The following is a 16,874-nucleotide window of genomic DNA, read 5'->3' on the forward strand; positions in this document are numbered from 1 at the left end:
CATGATCCTGGCCTCCCTTCTTTTTGCGTTCATCGCCGCCGCGCTGCACGTGTACATCTTCACCATGGAGTCCCTCACGTGGACCACCCCGGCCACCTGGAAACGTTTCGGCCTCGCCTCCCAGGCCGACGCCGAGACCACCAAGGCACTCGCCTACAACCAGGGCTTCTATAACCTGTTCCTGGCCATCGGCGCGTTCATCGGAGTGGGCTGCGTGGCGTTTGGCCCGGACGCCTCGGCGCAGCACGTGGTTGGCTGGACGCTGATCTTCAGCTGCTGCGGCTCGATGCTGCTGGCCGCCGCAGTGCTGGCACTCAGCGGGAAAAAGTACCTCCGCGCCGCGGTGCTGCAAGGCACGACGCCGTTGCTCGCCGTCGTGCTTGGGTTGCTGGCCGTTGCGGGCTGACTGGCGTTGCTGGCCGGAAGCGCATCGCGGGCGGACAATTTAGTCAACAGCAGCATCGGCGCATGTAGGGACTGCACGTGAGTGGTCTGAAGGAGCCGGGGCCGGCCCCGCAGGGTGAACAGGCGGCCCAGCGCGACCTGGTGATCGACCTTGTCCGGTTCTTCTGCCTGGCCCTGGTGGTGGTGGGCCACTGCATGATGGTCAGCCCCGTCCTGCGAAGGGACGGCACCGTGACCTCCGAAAACACCCTCGGCGATCAGCCGTGGTTCGTGCCCGTCATCTGGATCTCTATGGTCATGCCGCTGTTCTTCCTGACCGGCGGCACCACCGGGCTGCAGTCCTGGCAGCGGCTGCAGGCCCTTGGCGGCACCGGCTTCGAATTTGCCCAGGCACGGCTCCTGCGGCTGGTCCGTCCGGCGGCGGCCCTCCTGGCGGTGATGTTCCTGGGCCTTTCGGCGGCGCTTCTGTTCGGTGTGGACGCCCAGGTGGTCCAGCTGATGGCCACCGGGGCCGGTATGCCCCTGTGGTTCCTTGCCGCCTACCTGGCAGCCCAGCTGAACATTCCGCTCCTGGCGCGGTTCCACAGCCGCGCGCCCTGGCTGACTGTTGCCGTCCTGGCTGCCCTGGTAGTAGCCGTCGACTGCTTACGCGGGGCCCTCCCCATGCTCGCCTACGCGAATCTTGTCTTCCTGTGGTGCGCGGTGCAGCAGCTCGGCTTCCTGATGGCTGACGGACATCTCGCCAGGCTCACCCGCTCCGGCCTGGTGGGGCTCATCCTGGCAGCCAACCTGCTGCTCGGGCTGGTCACCGGCCTGGGCCTCTACTCCGGAAACATGCTGGTCAACCTCAACCCGCCCAACCTTTGCCTGCTGCTATTGGGCGTGTCCCAGGCCGCCGCTCTCCAGCTTTTCCGCCCGGGGCTCAGCTGGGTTTCCGGCTTGGGCTGGGTCCGCGCGGTGGTCATGGTCGCCGGCCGCCGCTCCATGACTGTCTACCTCTGGCACCTGCCGCTGCTCGTGGCCATGTCCGGGCTACTGCTCCTTACCGACTTCCCCAAGCCCGTGGCAGGCACAGCTGAATGGTGGTGGGCCAGACCCCTCGTCCTTCTTGGCGTTGTGGCCCTCCTGCTCCCGGTGCTGGGCGCGTTCGGTCGCCTTGAGGAACGTCCGACGGCGTCTGTCCACACCCGCGGCAGGCCCGCCGCCGCGGTGCTGGCTGCCGCCGTCGTCGTCTTCATACCGGTGGGGCACGCTGCCCTCAACGGCCTGACGCTCGGCCTGCTCGGAGGTGGCGCAGCGTGCTTTGTGTTGGCCGTGCTGCTGCTGGGCAGGATGCCGGAACGCGTCCCCGGCGATGTCCGTGCCGAACTGGCCGCCCACAACGGACGGCAGCCTGATGGGCCATTGCCAGCCGGGCCAAGTAGTGCCAATGTCGAACCATGACTGAGAACATGATTTCCACAGAGGACAAGTTCAGCCCGGACGTCTCGTTGTCCAGGGATGACGAGCATCACCGCTACGAGCTGCGGGTGGGCGGGAAGGTCGCCGTCCAGTCCTTCTTCCGGGACCTGCCCGGACACGTGGATTTCCTCCACACCGACACAGCCGAGGACTTCAAGGGGCAGGGGCTGGGCAAGGTGCTGGCGCACTTCGCGCTCGACGACGTTGTGGCTTCGGGTAAGCGGATCATTCCGCATTGCCCGTTCATTGCCAGTTACCTCCGTGCCCATGAGGGGGGCTACGAACAGCACATCGACTGGCCGGACAACTAGCGCGAGCGGTCACTTAAGCCCCCTCCCGCTGGCGCGAACGGTCACTTAAGCCCCCTCGAACTAGCGCGAACGGTCATTTAAGCCCCTGAAAGCTCCCGCAGGAGGGCCTCAAGTGTCCGTTCGCGCGGAGTATCTTGCCCCCGATTTGCGACCGGGGCCAGTCAATGACGCGCCCCCGCCCGTAGAACACCCGTATTCCCGCAACTAGAGATAATAAGTCACTAAAGTTTGACGAAAAGGGTTACCTAAGTAAGGCTTACCTTGCTAAACCCTCAACGTCGAACTAAGGATGACCATTGTGCCGCTGCTGCCCCGTGTTGATGAGATGTACATGGATGAAAATCGGGTGAGCGAAACCTTGCCCGGACAGGATTTCGGTTCCCGGGTGGAGCTGGCCCTCGCTGCCACCAACCATCTGTTCAACACCAGGAACTCCACCCGGTACGTGGCGCAGGTGCTGCAGGGCGTCAACGCCGTGGCCACCAAACTGGACCGGACCACCCGGCCGTTCACCGGCGTCGGGCCTGCCGAAATGAAGGCGCGCATCGGCGCCGTGGACCTGGACCAGCCGCTCCCGGACACAGCCGCGGCCCTGGAAGAGCTGGAGACCGTATACCTCCGGGACGCCATCTACTTCCACGACGCGAAGTACGCAGCCCACCTGAACTGCCCGGTGGTGATCCCGGCACTGGTGGGGGAGGCCATCCTGTCCGCGGTGAACTCCTCGATGGACACCTGGGACCAGAGCGCCGGGGCCACCATGATCGAGCGCCGGCTCATCGACTGGACCGCCGAACGCCTGCAGCTGGGGGCTGCAGCTGATGGCGTATTCACCTCCGGCGGCAGCCAGTCCAACCTGCAGGCACTTCTGATTGCGCGCAACCACGCCGTTGCCGGGCTGCGGCAGGAGCCGGCCAACGCCGGACTCCGGCTGCCCGCCATGCTGGAAAAGCTGCGCATTTTCACGTCCGCGGACAGCCATTTCAGCATCCAGAAGTCCGCGTCCATGCTGGGCATGGGCTTCGACGCCGTGATCTCCGTCCCGTGCGCCGATGACCATAGGATGGACCCTGCCGCGCTCGCCGAGGCCATTGCGGAAACGCACGACGCCGGGCTGGTGCCGATGGCGGTTGTGGCCACCGCCGGGACAACCGACTTCGGTGCAGTGGACCCGCTCGCGGACCTCGCCGCCCTGGCCCGCGCCTACGGTGCCTGGTTCCACGTTGATGCGGCTTACGGCGGCGGGCTGATGGTTTCCGGCCGCTACCGCCACCTGCTGGAGGGGGCCCGCCTGGCAGACTCCGTCACCGTGGACTTCCACAAAACGTTCTTCCAGCCCGTCAGCTCCAGCGCCTTGCTGGTCCGTGACCGCGCCATGCTCCAGCACGTCACGTACTATGCGGACTACCTGAACCCGGAAAGCGCTGCCCTGGCCGAGGTCCCCAACCAGGTGGACAAGAGCATCCAGACCACCCGGCGCTTTGACGCGCTCAAACTGTGGCTGACCCTGCGCATCATGGGAGCGGATGCCATCGGCGCCCTGTTTGATGAGGCGATCGATCTCGCAGCCCGCGTGGGATCAGTGCTGGCTGCCGACGACGACTTTGAGCTCGCCGCCGCTCCGCAGCTCAGCACGCTGGTGTTCCGGTACCGGCCCGGGGTCTCCGGTTCTGAACTCACGGGCGCCGTGTCCGACGCTCACGGACGGCTTTCCGAGGATGCGGCCGATACCCTCAACCCGGCCATCCGCGCGGCGGTCTTCGCGTCCGGGCAGGCGGTGGTGGCCGGCACCAAGGTGGCCGGCAGGCACTACCTGAAGTTCACCCTCCTCAACGCCGAAGCAACCCTGGGGGACATCGGCTCGATCATCGAGCTGCTGCGCCGCACCGGCGCGCAGCTGCTGGCCAGCGACAGTGCCAGCCCCAGCACCAGCGAGGTGTCCGCATGAGCATCCCGGACTGTGGCAGTTCTGCAGACACGCGCATTTTCGACCTCGCCGGGATCGGCGTCGGGCCCTTCAACCTGGGCCTCGCCGCCCTCAGCGAGCCGGTGGACGGGCTGGATGGCGTCTTCCTGGAGCAACGGGAATCCTTCGACTGGCACCCCGGCATGATGCTGGAGCCTGCCCACCTCCAGGTGCCGTTCATGGCGGACCTGGTGACACTGGCAGACCCCACCTCGCCGTATTCGTTCCTGAATTTCCTCAAGCAGACCGGCAGGCTCTACCGCTTTTACATCCGCGAAAACTTCTATCCGCTGCGCGCCGAATACAACCAGTACTGCCACTGGGTGGCCGGCCAGCTGCGCTCGGTCCGTTTTAGCACAGCTGTGCTGGATATAACGTACGACGCCGGCGTGTACCGCCTTTCGGTGGAAGGCCCGGAAGGGCCCGAGGTGCTGCTGGCCCGGCGGCTGGTGCTGGGCACCGGCACGTCGCCCTACGTGCCGGCATCCTGTGACGGAATAGTCGACGCGGCCGCTGATGGGGGCGGGGGACTTGTCCTCCACAACGCGGACTACCTGTTGAGGAAGAGTGAGCTGCAGGCCAAACGGAGCATCACCCTCGTGGGCAGCGGCCAGAGCGCCGCGGAGATCTACTACGACCTCCTGCAGGACATCGACACCTACGGCTACCAGCTGAACTGGGTCACCCGGTCGGGGCGATTCTTCCCGCTGGAGTACACCAAGCTCACCCTGGAGATGACCTCGCCGGAGTACGTGGACTACTTCCATGGGCTGCCCCAGGACCAGCGCGACGGACTGATCAAGAGCCAGAAGAACCTTTACAAAGGCATTAACTCCGAGCTGATCGATGCCATCTACGACCTCCTGTACACCAAGAGCCTCTCCGGCATGGTGGACACCCAGCTCCTCACCCAGTCGTCGCTCACCGGCGCCGCCTGGGATCCCGCTGCCTGCGTCCACACGCTGCAGCTCCGGCACGAGGAACAGGGCGCTGATTACGTACTGGACAGCGAAGCAGTGGTCCTCGCCACCGGCTACACGTATCGGGAGCCGGACTTCCTGGCCGGCATCCAGGACCGGATTGCCAGGGACACTGCCGGCCGGTTCGCCGTGGCACGCAACTACAGCACCGGCGTCGAACCCGGCGAAATTTTCGTCCAGAACGCCGAGCTGCACACGCACGGCTTTGTCACCCCGGACCTCGGCATGGCCGCCTACCGCAACTCGTGCATCCTGCGCGAGATCACCGGCCGCGAGGTCTATCCAGTGGAGCGGAGCATCGCTTTCCAGCAGTTCGGGCCGCCGCAGCCAGGCCCGATCGCCGCGCCGGCTCCGATCCAGGCTGCGGAGGTGTCCGCATGAGCTTCACGTTCCGCTGTGTTGACGCCGTTGCCGACGCACCCCTCCTCCACAGCTGGGTGACCCAGCCGTACGCGTCGTTCTGGGGGATGCTGTCCTCCACAGTTGAAGGCGTGGTGGAGGAATACTCGAAGATCCAGGCAACGGGGCATCACCATGCCGTGCTGGGGATCAACGACGACGGCCTCCCCGCCTTCCTGATGGAGGAATACCTTCCGGCCGCCTCGCCGCTGGCCGCGGTCTATGCCGTGCAGGAGGGCGACATCGGCATGCACCTGCTGGTGGCGCCGCCGTCGGGAGATCCCCAACCGGGGTACACGGCCGCGGTGATGGACGCCGTGCTGGAGCGACTGTTCGAAAACGCAAGGGTGGAACGCGTGGTGGTGGAACCGGACGCCAGGAACTCTAAGATCCAGGTGCTCAACGAGCGGCTCGGCTTCCATCCGTCGGGGGTAGTCAACCTGCCGGACAAGGAAGCGCTGCTCAGCTTCTGCACACGCCAGGACTACCTCGCCGCCCACGCAGCCCTGCGCCACCCCCAAGACCCTTCCCATGACCTTTCCGCCCCGATCCACCAGGGAGCATCACTGTGACTACTATCGAACTGAACCCCGCCATCGCCGCAACGGCGGGAACCACCGCCAACACCGTTCCCCACCTCGCGCCCGAGCGCTGGGCTACGGCCAACCGGCATCTGGTCCGCAAGGCGCTCGCCGAATTCCTGCACGAACGCATCCTGGAGCCGCAGCGCCTGGGCTCCGGCGGGGGTGCCACAGGTGCGGAAGAGCCCGCGGTATACGCGGTGCGCAGCGACGACGGCTCAACCGCGTACTCGTTCACCGCACGCGTGCTGGAACTGGAGCATTGGTCGGTGGACGCAGGTTCCATCCGCTGCACGCGCGGCGGCGAGGACGCCGCCCCGGACGCGCTTTGCTTCATCACCGAGTTCAGGGGCACCCTGGGCATCCGCGAGGAGATGCTCCCGGTCTATTTGGAAGAGATCAGCAGCACGCTGGCCGGGCACTCCTACAAGCAGTGGCTGGGACAGCCATCCGCCGAAGAGCTCGTGGCAGGAGTCACCGGCGGCACCGACCCCGCAGCCGACTTCCAGGCCATCGAACGCAGCATGACGGAGGGCCACCCGTGTTTTGTGGCCAATAACGGCCGGCTGGGCTTCGGCGTCAGCGACTACCGGGCGTTCGCGCCGGAGACCGGAGCCTCCGTCAGCCTGGAGTGGATCGGAGTCCACCGCAGCCAGGCCGTCTTCACGTCCAGCGCCGGGCTGGACTACCGCGCCCACCTGGAGGCCGAGCTCGGCGCCGCCGCGCTGGAGTCGTTTGACGCTGAATTCGCAGCCCAGGGTGTGGACCCCGCGCAGTACTTCCTGATGCCGGTGCATCCCTGGCAGTGGGAGAACAAGCTCACCGTCACGTTCGCTGCCGAGATCGCCCAGCAGCACATCATCCACTTGGGGACGGGGGCTGACAGCTACCAGGCCCAGCAGTCCATCCGCACGTTCTTCAATACAGCCGCGCCCGCCAAGAGCTACGTCAAGACGGCGGTGTCCGTCCTGAACATGGGCTTTATGCGCGGACTCTCGCCCCAGTACATGAAGGCCACCCCGGCCATCAATGACTGGCTGCAGGACCTGATCCGGTCAGACGCAGCCCTGCAGAAGCGCGGCCTGGCCATGATCAGCGAGATCGCGGCGATCGGCTACCACAACAGCTACTACGAGGCCGCGTCCGCGAAAGGCTCGCCCTACGGGAAGATGCTGTCTGCGCTGTGGAGGGAAAGTCCGCTCCCTCTGCTGGAGGACGGCCAGCAGCTGGCCACCATGGCGTCGCTGCTGCACGTCGATTCGGCCGGCAATCCGATGGTGTCTGCCCTGATCGAGCGCTCAGGACTGGAGCCGGTCGAATGGCTGCGCCGCTACTTCGAGGCTTACCTCGTCCCGCTGGTCCACTGCCTCTACCGGTACGAACTCGCCTTTATGCCGCACGGCGAGAACGTGATCCTGGTGCTGAAGGACGGCGTCCCAGTGCGCGCGGTTATGAAGGACATCGCCGAGGAAGTTGTGGTGATGGGGCGCCGGCTGGACCTGCCCGCGGAGGTGTCGCGGATCCAGGTGGACATTCCCGACACCGAAAAGGTCCTGGCGATCTTCACGGATGTGTTCGACTGCATCTTCCGTTTCCTCGGTGCCCTCCTGGTGGAGGACGGCAAACTCAGTGAAGAGGAGTTTTGGGGCACGGCCGCCCGGGCTATCCAGGACTACCAGGCGGAGAACCCGGAGCTCGCGGACCAGTTCGCCCGCCACGACCTGTTCGCCGCGGACTTCGAACTATCGTGCCTGAACCGGCTGCAGCTGCGGAACAACCAGCAGATGCTTGACCTCACCGACCCGTCCGGCGGGCTGCAGATGGCGGGCCGGCTCGCCAACCCCCTGGCAAGGTTCGCTTAGACCGAGGCTCAGCTTTTCGCCATGGACCGCGGGTAGCAGATGCTAGCCCGCCAGGGCGCCGCGTTGGCCCGGGTTCGCGAACTTGGCGGCTCGGAGGAGGCTATGCAGCCGGGCCAGGAGGAAAACGCGACGGAGTAAGGAATAGCACAGCTAGTCTGGGCATATGGAGACACCAAGAACAGCGCTCGTGACAGGTGCAACGGCAGGGCTGGGTGCGGAGTTCGCCCGCCAACTGGCGCAGGAAGGCCACCACATGGTGCTGGTGGCCCGTGATGCCGCCCGGCTCCAGCAGATCGCTGATGAACTGGAGCGTGATTACAGCGTCTCCGCTGAGGTGCTGCCCGCAGATCTGACGGACGACGCCGGCGTGGCCGCCGTCGTCGGGCGGCTCACGGACGCTGCGCGGCCAGTTGAAGTCCTGGTGAACAACGCGGGGATCGGGCTGTTGCATTCCTTCGAAAACAATTCCTTGGAAGACGAGAAAGGGCACCTGCGCCTGCACGTTGAGACGCCCATGGTGCTTTGCCATGCCGCCCTGCAGGGGATGTTGGAGCGGCATTCCGGCCGAATCATCAACGTGGCCAGCGTGGCGGCTTTTGCCAACCGCGGCAGCTACTCGGCTGCGAAAGCCTGGCAGGTCAGCTTCAGCCGCTGGGCCAACATTGCGTATGGACCGAGAGGCGTGCATGTCACGGCACTGTGCCCCGGATTTACGCACACCGAATTCCATGACCGCATGGGCATGGACAAATCGGTCGCGCCGCACTGGATGTGGCTGCGGGCGGATTGGGTGGTCCGGGACGGGTTGGCGGACAACGCCAGCGGGAAGGGCGTTTCGATTCCCACCAAACGCTACAAACTGGTGGCGGCCATCTCGCGATTGCTGCCGGCGCGGCTTACGTCCGGGCCGCCGCGACGCCCGAAACAGTAGTCTTCCGCGGTGCGCGGACCGCAACCACCACCGCGATACCGATCACCGCGCCCACAAGGGTTTCCACCGCGCGTTCGGTGACCAGCAGGCCCGGGTCCGCGGGCGCAGCAAGCTGCGTCATGAGCAGGATCACCGGCGTGAAGAAGGCCATGGCCCAGCCGTAGTGCCGCGCCATGAACAGCTCGGTGGGGAACTGGAATGCGATCACCAGCAGCGCCAGCACGGCCGCGGTGTGGCCGGGGAAATATTGCAGCGGCGACAGCGGACCAGGGAAAAGGACGACGGCGACCAGCGCCAAACCGACGAACGTCCCCACGATGCGGTGGATCCCGCGGTGGACGCGGCTGGGCAGGTCGGCTCCGGCAAGCGGGACGGCGGCCGCGGCCATGGCCCAGTGCGGGTGGCCGCTGCCGCTCATCACTCCGCAGGCGCCGGCGGCGCCGACGGCCAGGACATAGCGGGCTGCGTGCACCAGCGCGGCCTGACGGATTTCGCCGCTGAGACGCGGAACGTCCCGCATGGCGCCCGCTTGCCACGTCCGAACCCGCAGCCAGCCGGCGAAGCCCACAAGGATTGAGAATGCAGCCGAGGCTGCACCGATCAGCACGGCCGTCAGGAACGGCACGTTGGTCGGAATTGAGGCGCAGGCGCCTAGTGCCAGGATGCCGAAGAACGGTCCGTTCGGCTTGAGCTGCACCTTGTCGGAGAACAGGGACCCGACGCCGGCCAGCACAGCCTCCACCAGCACCAGCCACCAGGAGTGGATGTAGTTGAGGGACAGGAATACGCCCACTGTGATGCCGCTGACCAGAACCACCGCCGCCTGGGCCTGGTGCTTGAGGCGAAGCTGATGAGATTCCGAACGCCCGTACATGCCGGTCAGGGCGCCGAATACCGCGTACATGGTGAGCTCGGGGCGGCCGATTGCCAGCAGGACCAGGGAGGGCACTGCCACGCTGAGGGCAACCCTTACGGCCGAGAGTCGGTCGTTGTTCGCCGGGCCCAGCGCGTGCAGGGTGCGGGCATGGGCCATGACTCTGCGCACAGCCAACACCACCTTTTCTTCAAGCCCTTGTTCGAAAATTAGCAGAAGCCCGGAATGGCCACCATTAGCTGGGTCACAGGGCGTCGCTTGGGCCGGGCGGGCGGGCCGGGCCGGGCCGGGCCGCCCGAGAGAGCAGTGCCAGGCACGGCTAAGGCCCGCCCTGCGTGCTTCCCCCAAGGAAGACGCGCGGGACGGGCCTTTGAGCGCGGGCTACAAGACGGCCCAGTCAGGCCGGTGTTGTGTGGTGCTTAGACCGTGTTGCTTAGACTCCGGCCGGGACCTTAGCGGCCGCGGCATCGGTGGCGTCCTGGGATTCGAACGGCATGTCATCCAGGTCGATCAGCGGGTTCTCGTCCTGGGTTGCTACCAGTTCCTTGGCTTCCGCCTGGGTGTCCACGCTGGGCATGGAGCCTGGCAGCGGACGCTGGGCCGATTCCTTCAGGAAGTAGATGGCCACAGCTCCGATGGCTGAGGTCGCCATCAGGTAGTACGCCGGCATCATGTCATCGCCGGTGGCCTTGATCAGGGCAGCGACGATAAACGGGGTGGTTCCACCGAAGATGGCAACGGCGAAGTTGTAGGCGATACCCATGGCGCTGTACCTGTTGGCTGTCGGGAACTGTGCGGGCAATGCCGAGGCGAGGTTCGCAACATAGAACGTGACCGGGAAGGCGATCAGCGAGAGGCCCGCAAGCGTGGACCACACCTCACCGACACCGATGAGGAGGAACGCCGGCGTGGCCAATACCACGGTGCTGATGGCGCCGATCCACAGCACGGGACGGCGGCCGATCCGGTCGGACAGCTTTCCGGTCAGGGGGATGCAGAGGCTCATGATGACCAGCACGGGGATGGTCAGCAGCGTTCCGTGGACGGGATCGTAGCCTTTGGACTCAGTGAGGTACGTCGGCATATAGGACGTCAAGGCGTAGCCGGCGGTGTTGGCAGCGGCGACAAGGACCATCGCGACGATGAGCGAGCGCCAATAGGCCTTGACGATGCCGACCGGTGACTTGGCGGCGTCCACGTCAGCGGCTGCTGCGGCCTGCCCTATGGATTCCTGGGCATCCAGGGTGGCCTGGAACTGAGGGGATTCCTCGATCTTGTTCCGGAAGTAGATGGCGATGAGGCCCAACGGCCCTGCAATCAGGAAGGGTATGCGCCAGCCCCATTCCTCCATGGCTGTCTGGCCAAGGGTCAGTTGCAGGACAGAAACAAGTGCCGCACCCAGGGCAAAGCCAAGGTAGCTGCCCATGTCCAGGAAGCTTGCAAAGAATCCACGGCGCTTATCCGGTGCGTATTCGCTGACGAACGTGGTGGCGCCTGCGTATTCACCGCCGGTGGAGAAGCCCTGTATGAGCTTCAGGACTACCAGCAGTACAGCGGCCCAGATGCCGATCTGCGCGTATCCGGGCAGGAGTCCGACGGCGAACGTGCTCGCAGCCATAATCATGAGTGTTGCGGCGAGTACCTTTTGGCGCCCGATCTTGTCGCCGAGCCAGCCGAACACGATGCCGCCGAGTGGACGGGCAATAAACGTGGCCGCGAACGTTCCAAGCAGGAACAGCGTCTGGACGGACTTGTCGGCCTCGGGAAGGAAGACGGGTCCCATGGTGGTGATCAGGTAGCCGAATACGCCGACGTCGAACCATTCCATGGTGTTACCCACGATGGTTCCGCCGAGCGCTTTCTTAAGCATGGGCTGGTTGACCACGTTCACGTCGGACTCTTTGAGTCGGCGACGCGTAAGGATCTTAGGTTTCCGCCCACTTGTTGGCGCGGTGGGTCGTGCGTTGTTGGGTCCTGCGCTGTCAGATGTTGCGTTGTTGGGTCGGCGGGCGTTGTTAACGCCTGCTGAAGAGTCGGTCGTGCTTCGGTCTGTGGGCATTTGGGCGACTCCTATGGAGGTCATTTGCTTGCGACTTGTAGCTGCCCCGCTCTGGGCAGGCTTTCAATTTTACGCGGATTCCATGGCAAATGAGAGTTTTGTACCGTAAAGTGCCCTCCTTAAAGAGGGTTTCCATCGGCATTCAGGGACTTCTTTTGGCTGGTCTCGCCCCGTCATTACTGGGATTTGGGCGGTTCAGGCCCATCGTTACAGAATCTTTTTGTTCACGACGCACTTTTTAGGCCATTTTTCCCCTGATTTGCGTGGGAAAGTGACGGCCGCCACGGCGATCCGGGCACCAGCCCAGACCGCAAGACGGCCCTACATACGGGCCGGAAACCGGGGGTTCACAACCCAGGCTGAAACTGCCTATTGTTGAGCCATGGGAACACTGATTTTTGAGTAGTCGGACGCCTGCGGCCTGGTACCACAGGCCCCGTCCAGCTGATCTCGTCAGACACACTGATTCTCCTCAGAAAGGTTCCACCACATGACTGAAAACAACACTCCCAGCCAGCCCGACCCCGCGCAGGACGACGCCGACACCAAGGGCATCCGGGCCGGGCTCACCGAAGCGCAGCGGGCCATGCTCGCCAGCAAATCCCGGGGCGCCGACGCCGGACTGCAGAGCGTCGGCAAGAGCCACAAGCCCACCCACGCCAGCGGCAAGCAGGGCCCGGCGGAGAAGAAGGTCCGCTGGTAATTCCAGCGCCCGGACAGCACGCCAGACCTACTATTGGTAACCACTTCATTTCATTGCGGAAGGAAGAAAAAATGGCTGAAAAACATGCTGGAGCAAAGATTGAGCCGGAGGTCGCGGGCCATCTCGCGGCAGCCATGGACACCCCGTCCATGCCTGACCCGGCCGCCATTGCGGTGACCGCGGCGATGGCTGGCGAACAGCAATGGCCGGACGGCAACGGAAAGCACCGGCACCCCAAAGAGCGGGATGCAGGCCACGGCCGCATGGGCCAGGAAGCTGCAGTCACGGCCGTGCACCGCACCGGCCGCCCGCAGATGCCGCACTCGTCCTAGGAACACCTGCGCAGCCGACGCGCATCTGACCTGACGACACAGAAAAGGCCTGGCGAGACCCAAATTCGGGCGTCGCCAGGCCTTTTCTGTGTCCCAGGAGATTTTGCGAGTCCTGGACGAATTTGCGCGTCGGCTGCTCAGCAGCACGAGGCCGCGCCGCTAGGCTTCCGGCAGCACTTCGTCGGCGGTTTTGTCCAGCCGCCAGCCCCGCCACACCGGATGCCTGAGCTTCCCGCTGCCTGTCCATTCCCCGAAAGTCACCTCGCCGACCAGCCGGGGCGTCACCCAATGGGCGTCCGAGGCATCCTCAATGGGAACGTCCTCGAACGGTGACGTCTTGCGGGCCAGATGGTCCACCTTCTGCCGCAGTCCCTCCAGTTCCCGGGTGCTGAACCCGCTGCCCACCCGGCCAACATAGCGCAACTTGTTGCCGTCGGGGATCCCCACGAGCAGCGACCCTACTGAGCTCTGCCGCCCGCCCTTGCCGGCCCGCCAGCCACCCACCACAACTTCCTGGGTCTGGTGCAGCTTGATCTTAATCCATGTCCGGGTCCGCCGCCCGCTGACGTAGCGGCTGTCGGTCCGCTTCGCCATGACACCCTCAAGCCCCAGCTCCTGCGCACTTTCCAGAATGTGCTCGATCCTTTCGTCCAGGATCGGAGACAGCTCCACCGGGCAGTCCGACGGCCGATAAAACTGCTCAAGGCGTTGCCGCCGCTTCACGAGCGGCAGCCGGCGAAGGTCCTCGCCACCGTCGGACAGCAGGTCAAAGAGCACCAGCCGGACCGGGATGTCTGCGCGGGCCTTGGTGACGTCGCCGGGCCGGGTCAGCTTCATGCGCCCCTGAAGCCGCCCGAAGTCGGGCTTCCCGGAAGGCCCGACGGCGATGATCTCACCGTCGGCAACAAACGGCCCCGCCGGCCAGCAGGACCGGTCCGTCAGCTCCGGGTAGGTTGCGGTGACGTCGATGCCGTTGCGGCTGAAGATCCGGACCTTCTTTTCGTCCGCGACCAGCAGGGCCCGCACGCCGTCCCACTTCAGTTCAAACTGCCAATCGCTGCCGTGAAGGTCGGCGGCGGTCCCGGACGTTGCCATCATGGGACTGAAATCCTCCGCCGGTTCATCCTCCACGTGGGCTCGCCGCGGATGGAATGTGTGGTGGTCCTTGTCCATCAGGTGGATGAGCCATTGCCCGTCAGTGTCCCTGCCCTGCCCGCGGCCGGTGTGGATGAGGGCGAACTTCCGGGTGCCGCCCAGGCCCCCGCCCTCGGCGCCGGTCAGGGTGGCGATGACCTCGCGGCCGTTGATCCATTTCTCCAGTTCATACGTGCCGTGGTCCCAGATGGTGACCTCGCCGGCGCCGTACTGGCCCTTGGGAATGGTGCCCTCAAAAGTGGCGTAGTCCAAGGGGTGGTCTTCGGTCTGGACGGCAAGGTGGTTCTTTTCGCCGGATGCCGGGACGCCCTTCGGCAGGGCCCACGACACCAGCACACCCTCGTGCTCCAGCCGGAAATCGAAGTGCAGCCTGCTCGCGTGGTGCTCCTGGATCACGAAGGTGTCCCCGTTTCCGGAGGTGCCGGAGAACGGCTCAGGCGTCCCATCCGGGTCCCGCATCGACCGGTACCGTTCCAGCCGGGCGTGCGCGCCGCCGTCGTCCGTCCCTTCGCCCGAAGGACCCAGGGAACGTGCGTCCCCCGTGTGCCCGGCACCGCTGGCGACGGCGGCGAACGGGTCCTTGCCCGCCTTGACCCGGCGCAGCACGGCTTTGTAGTCGAGGTGCTCGAGCTTGGGGGAGCCGATCTCCTGCCAGGTCCGCGGGGTAGCCACGGTGGGGGTGAGGCGGCCGCGCAGGGAGTACGGCACGATGGTGGTTTTGGCGGCGCTGTTCTGGCTCCAGTCCACCAGTACTTTGCCTTTGCGCAGCGTCTTTTTCATGTCGCTGACGGCGAGATTCGGGTGGTCCGCTTCCAGAGCGCGGGCCAGTTCGTGGGCAAAGTCCGAGATCTGATCGGAGGTCTGCGTGCCGTCAAGGCCGGCGTAGAGGTGGATGCCCTTGCTGCCGCTGGTCACCGGCACGGGTTCCAGGCCCACGTCCTGCAGGATGGCGCGGGCCAGCTTGGCAACCTCGGCGCATTCCTCAAGCCCTGCGCCGTCGCCGGGATCGAGGTCAAGGACCAGGCGGTCCGGGTGGAGCTGCTTGCCGTGCGAGTCCACCTGCCACTGGGGGACGTGGATTTCCAGCGAATTGATTTGGCCGAACCAGGTGAGCGTGGCGGGATCGTTCACCATCGGGTAGTAGATGGTCCGGTCCTTGTGTGTGATGGCGGCGCGGGGGAGCCAGCCGGGCGCTGAATCCTCCAGGTTCTTTTGGAAGAACACCTCGCCGGGCTGTCCGGGGGAGCCCACGCCGTTGACCCACCGCTTGCGGGTGGCGGGCCTGTTGGCCGCTGCGGGGATCAGGACATGGGCCACGGCGGCGTAGTAGGCCAGGACGTCGGCCTTGGTGGTGCCGGTCTCCGGGTAGATGATTTTGTCCAGGTTGGTGAGGGTCAGTTCCCGGCCTGCCACCCTGACACGCTCTTTAGGGCCGGCCATGGGTCTTCACCTCCGGCCCCACGTGATGTTCACTTGAGGGATGAGAGCCATCTGGAAGGGTGCCATCGCGTTTGGCCTGGTGAACGTGCCCGTGAAGGTCTACAGCGCCACCGAGGACCACGACATCAGCCTCCACCAGGTCCACAATGCCGACGGCGGCCGGATCCGGTACCAGCGCCGCTGCGAGTTGTGCAGCAAGATCATCGACTATTCGGACATTGACAAGGCCTTTGAGGACGACGGCCGCACGGTGGTCCTGTCCAAGGATGAACTCAAATCCATCCCGGCGGAGAACAGCCACGAGATCGAGGTGGTCCAGTTTGTTCCGTCCGAGCAGCTCGAACCCATGATGTTCGAGAAGAGCTATTACCTGGAGCCGGATTCCAAGTCTCCCAAGGCCTATGTGCTGCTGCGCCGGGCGCTTGAGGATACGGACCGCGTGGCCATCGTCCAGTTCGCCCTGCGCGAGAAGACCAGGCTGGGGGCGCTGCGCATCAAGGGCGACGTGCTGGTCCTGCAGTCCCTGCTGTGGCCCGACGAGGTCCGGGAGGCCAGCTTCCCGGCCCTGGACACGTCCATCCGGATTTCGGCACAGGAACGCGAAATGTCCGCTGCCCTCGTGGAGTCCATGGCCGCCGATTTCGAACCCGGGCACTTCACCGATGACTACCAGGTGCAGCTCCGGAAGCTCATCGAGGCCAAGCTGGAGAAGGGTGATTCGCTCGATACTGACGAAACATTCGGCGCAGAAGCGGGTGAGGGCGGCAACGGCGAGGTCATCGACCTGATGGAGGCGCTGAAGCGCAGCCTGGAGCGGAAACGCGGCGGCGGGAAGGCTGCCGCGTCTGCGGATGCGGGCTCCGGGGGTACGGCCTCCGGAGACGGGGACGACGACGACACGGAAGCGAGTGCCAACAGTTCCGGCGCGAAGGCTCCCGCCAAGGCCGGTGCCAAGACTGCAAGTACGAGGACTGCTCCCGCGAAGTCCTCCGGAACTAAGTCCTCCGGAACTAAGTCCTCCGGAACCAAAGCCACCGCCGCGAAGCCTGCGGCGAAGCCTGCCACAGCGCGGGCGCGAAAGGGTGCTTAGAGCAGTCCGCGAACAGTCTGTGGTGGTGGGGATGGCCGCCGCCTAAGAGTTCCGCAGGGCGGAGATAAGCTCGCTCTTCTTTTTGGCTGAGTAACCAGCGAGGCCTATCTCCTTGGCTTTGGCCTTTAGCTGCGGGACGGTCCAATCGTCGTAATCGCCGGCTTTCCCACCCTTGCGTCCTACCGCTGAGCGGCCTTTGTTGGCGGCCGCGTTCGAGATGCGGGCGGCCTTCTGCTTGGACGCGCCGTCGTCCCGCAGTTCCTCGTAGAGTTCAGGATCTTTCAGGCTCGGGTTCTTCTTGCCGGGCATGTGGTCCTCCTTCGCC

15 protein-coding genes are annotated in these 16,874 nt (G+C 65.2%); 11 read left to right on the forward strand and 4 right to left on the reverse strand.

Going from position 1 to position 16,874, the window contains the following annotated elements:
• Position 1 precedes the first annotated feature (1 nt).
• From ACQCS0_RS02650 to ACQCS0_RS02685, 8 genes are all read left to right on the forward strand, one after another.
• Positions 2-406 (forward strand): DUF1304 domain-containing protein, encoded by a 405-nt coding sequence (locus ACQCS0_RS02650; RefSeq protein WP_354156195.1) that lies wholly within the window; start codon positions 2-4, stop codon positions 404-406.
• 77 nt (positions 407-483) lie between these two features.
• A complete protein-coding gene (locus tag ACQCS0_RS02655) occupies positions 484-1,848 on the forward strand; it encodes an acyltransferase family protein (protein ID WP_426939125.1) in 1,365 nt (454 codons plus the stop codon).
• A complete protein-coding gene (locus ACQCS0_RS02660) occupies positions 1,845-2,177 on the forward strand; it encodes a GNAT family N-acetyltransferase (RefSeq protein ID WP_354156194.1) in 333 nt (110 codons plus the stop codon). Before ACQCS0_RS02655 ends, ACQCS0_RS02660 begins: the two co-directional genes overlap by 4 nt.
• Before the next feature lie 331 nt (positions 2,178-2,508).
• Positions 2,509-4,125 carry an aspartate aminotransferase family protein gene (locus ACQCS0_RS02665; protein WP_354156193.1) on the forward strand — a complete coding sequence of 539 codons (1,617 nt, stop codon included), beginning with the start codon at positions 2,509-2,511 and terminating at the stop codon, positions 4,123-4,125.
• On the forward strand, positions 4,122-5,504 hold the full coding sequence (locus tag ACQCS0_RS02670) for a lysine N(6)-hydroxylase/L-ornithine N(5)-oxygenase family protein (protein WP_354156192.1): 1,383 nt from the start codon (positions 4,122-4,124) through the stop codon (positions 5,502-5,504). Before ACQCS0_RS02665 ends, ACQCS0_RS02670 begins: the two co-directional genes overlap by 4 nt.
• On the forward strand, positions 5,501-6,094 hold the full coding sequence (locus tag ACQCS0_RS02675; protein ID WP_354156191.1) for a GNAT family N-acetyltransferase: 594 nt from the start codon (positions 5,501-5,503) through the stop codon (positions 6,092-6,094). The genes ACQCS0_RS02670 and ACQCS0_RS02675 overlap by 4 nt, the downstream gene beginning before the upstream one ends.
• Entirely contained in the window at positions 6,091-7,965 is a 1,875-nt protein-coding gene (locus ACQCS0_RS02680) for an IucA/IucC family protein (protein ID WP_426939127.1), read from the forward strand. Before ACQCS0_RS02675 ends, ACQCS0_RS02680 begins: the two co-directional genes overlap by 4 nt.
• A 163-nt stretch (positions 7,966-8,128) precedes the next feature.
• A complete protein-coding gene (locus tag ACQCS0_RS02685) occupies positions 8,129-8,896 on the forward strand; it encodes an SDR family NAD(P)-dependent oxidoreductase (RefSeq protein WP_354156190.1) in 768 nt (255 codons plus the stop codon).
• Here ACQCS0_RS02685 and ACQCS0_RS02690 read toward each other — a convergent pair.
• On the reverse strand, positions 8,862-9,929 hold the full coding sequence (locus ACQCS0_RS02690; protein ID WP_426939513.1) for an FUSC family protein: 1,068 nt from the start codon (positions 9,927-9,929) through the stop codon (positions 8,862-8,864). The genes ACQCS0_RS02685 and ACQCS0_RS02690 overlap by 35 nt on opposite strands.
• Positions 9,930-10,203: 274 nt before the next feature.
• Positions 10,204-11,829, reverse strand: coding sequence for an MFS transporter (locus ACQCS0_RS02695; RefSeq protein ID WP_354156189.1), 1,626 nt, complete (start codon positions 11,827-11,829; stop codon positions 10,204-10,206).
• 490 nt (positions 11,830-12,319) lie between these two features.
• Here ACQCS0_RS02695 and ACQCS0_RS02700 point away from each other — a divergent pair, with 490 nt between their 5' ends.
• Both ACQCS0_RS02700 and ACQCS0_RS02705 read left to right on the forward strand, forming a co-directional pair.
• A complete protein-coding gene (locus tag ACQCS0_RS02700; protein ID WP_354156188.1) occupies positions 12,320-12,532 on the forward strand; it encodes a hypothetical protein in 213 nt (70 codons plus the stop codon).
• A 71-nt stretch (positions 12,533-12,603) separates the two neighbouring features.
• On the forward strand, positions 12,604-12,864 hold the full coding sequence (locus tag ACQCS0_RS02705; RefSeq protein ID WP_354155428.1) for a hypothetical protein: 261 nt from the start codon (positions 12,604-12,606) through the stop codon (positions 12,862-12,864).
• 159 nt (positions 12,865-13,023) lie between these two features.
• Here ACQCS0_RS02705 and ACQCS0_RS02710 read toward each other — a convergent pair whose 3' ends face one another.
• A complete protein-coding gene (locus ACQCS0_RS02710) occupies positions 13,024-15,459 on the reverse strand; it encodes an ATP-dependent DNA ligase (RefSeq protein WP_354155427.1) in 2,436 nt (811 codons plus the stop codon).
• A 40-nt stretch (positions 15,460-15,499) separates the two neighbouring features.
• Here ACQCS0_RS02710 and ACQCS0_RS02715 point away from each other — a divergent pair, with 40 nt between their 5' ends.
• Positions 15,500-16,549 (forward strand): Ku protein, encoded by a 1,050-nt coding sequence (locus ACQCS0_RS02715; protein ID WP_354155426.1) that lies wholly within the window; start codon positions 15,500-15,502, stop codon positions 16,547-16,549.
• Positions 16,550-16,591: 42 nt separating this feature from the next.
• Here the strand turns inward: ACQCS0_RS02715 and ACQCS0_RS02720 are convergent, their stop codons facing one another.
• Complete coding sequence (locus ACQCS0_RS02720) at positions 16,592-16,858, reverse strand: DUF7218 family protein (RefSeq protein ID WP_354155425.1); 267 nt, start codon at positions 16,856-16,858, stop codon at positions 16,592-16,594.
• Positions 16,859-16,874 lie beyond the last annotated feature (16 nt).

The organism is Pseudarthrobacter sp. S6 (genome assembly GCF_050156575.1).
In the GTDB taxonomy this organism is placed as follows: domain Bacteria; phylum Actinomycetota; class Actinomycetes; order Actinomycetales; family Micrococcaceae; genus Arthrobacter.

What these genes read in the sequence shown, in the direction of transcription:
- ACQCS0_RS02710 (WP_354155427.1), bottom strand. Translation starts at nt 15,459, where the DNA reads ATGGCCGGCCCTAAAGAGCGTGTCAGGGTGGCAGGCCGGGAACTGACC.
- ACQCS0_RS02650 (WP_354156195.1), top strand. Translation starts at nt 2, where the DNA reads ATGATCCTGGCCTCCCTTCTTTTTGCGTTCATCGCCGCCGCGCTGCAC.
- ACQCS0_RS02665 (WP_354156193.1), top strand. Translation starts at nt 2,509, where the DNA reads ATGGATGAAAATCGGGTGAGCGAAACCTTGCCCGGACAGGATTTCGGT.
- ACQCS0_RS02685 (WP_354156190.1), top strand. Translation starts at nt 8,129, where the DNA reads ATGGAGACACCAAGAACAGCGCTCGTGACAGGTGCAACGGCAGGGCTG.
- ACQCS0_RS02660 (WP_354156194.1), top strand. Translation starts at nt 1,845, where the DNA reads ATGACTGAGAACATGATTTCCACAGAGGACAAGTTCAGCCCGGACGTC.
- ACQCS0_RS02690 (WP_426939513.1), bottom strand. Translation starts at nt 9,929, where the DNA reads ATGGCCCATGCCCGCACCCTGCACGCGCTGGGCCCGGCGAACAACGAC.
- ACQCS0_RS02705 (WP_354155428.1), top strand. Translation starts at nt 12,604, where the DNA reads ATGGCTGAAAAACATGCTGGAGCAAAGATTGAGCCGGAGGTCGCGGGC.
- ACQCS0_RS02700 (WP_354156188.1), top strand. Translation starts at nt 12,320, where the DNA reads ATGACTGAAAACAACACTCCCAGCCAGCCCGACCCCGCGCAGGACGAC.
- ACQCS0_RS02670 (WP_354156192.1), top strand. Translation starts at nt 4,122, where the DNA reads ATGAGCATCCCGGACTGTGGCAGTTCTGCAGACACGCGCATTTTCGAC.
- ACQCS0_RS02695 (WP_354156189.1), bottom strand. Translation starts at nt 11,829, where the DNA reads ATGCCCACAGACCGAAGCACGACCGACTCTTCAGCAGGCGTTAACAAC.
- ACQCS0_RS02675 (WP_354156191.1), top strand. Translation starts at nt 5,501, where the DNA reads ATGAGCTTCACGTTCCGCTGTGTTGACGCCGTTGCCGACGCACCCCTC.
- ACQCS0_RS02715 (WP_354155426.1), top strand. Translation starts at nt 15,500, where the DNA reads ATGAGAGCCATCTGGAAGGGTGCCATCGCGTTTGGCCTGGTGAACGTG.
- ACQCS0_RS02720 (WP_354155425.1), bottom strand. Translation starts at nt 16,858, where the DNA reads ATGCCCGGCAAGAAGAACCCGAGCCTGAAAGATCCTGAACTCTACGAG.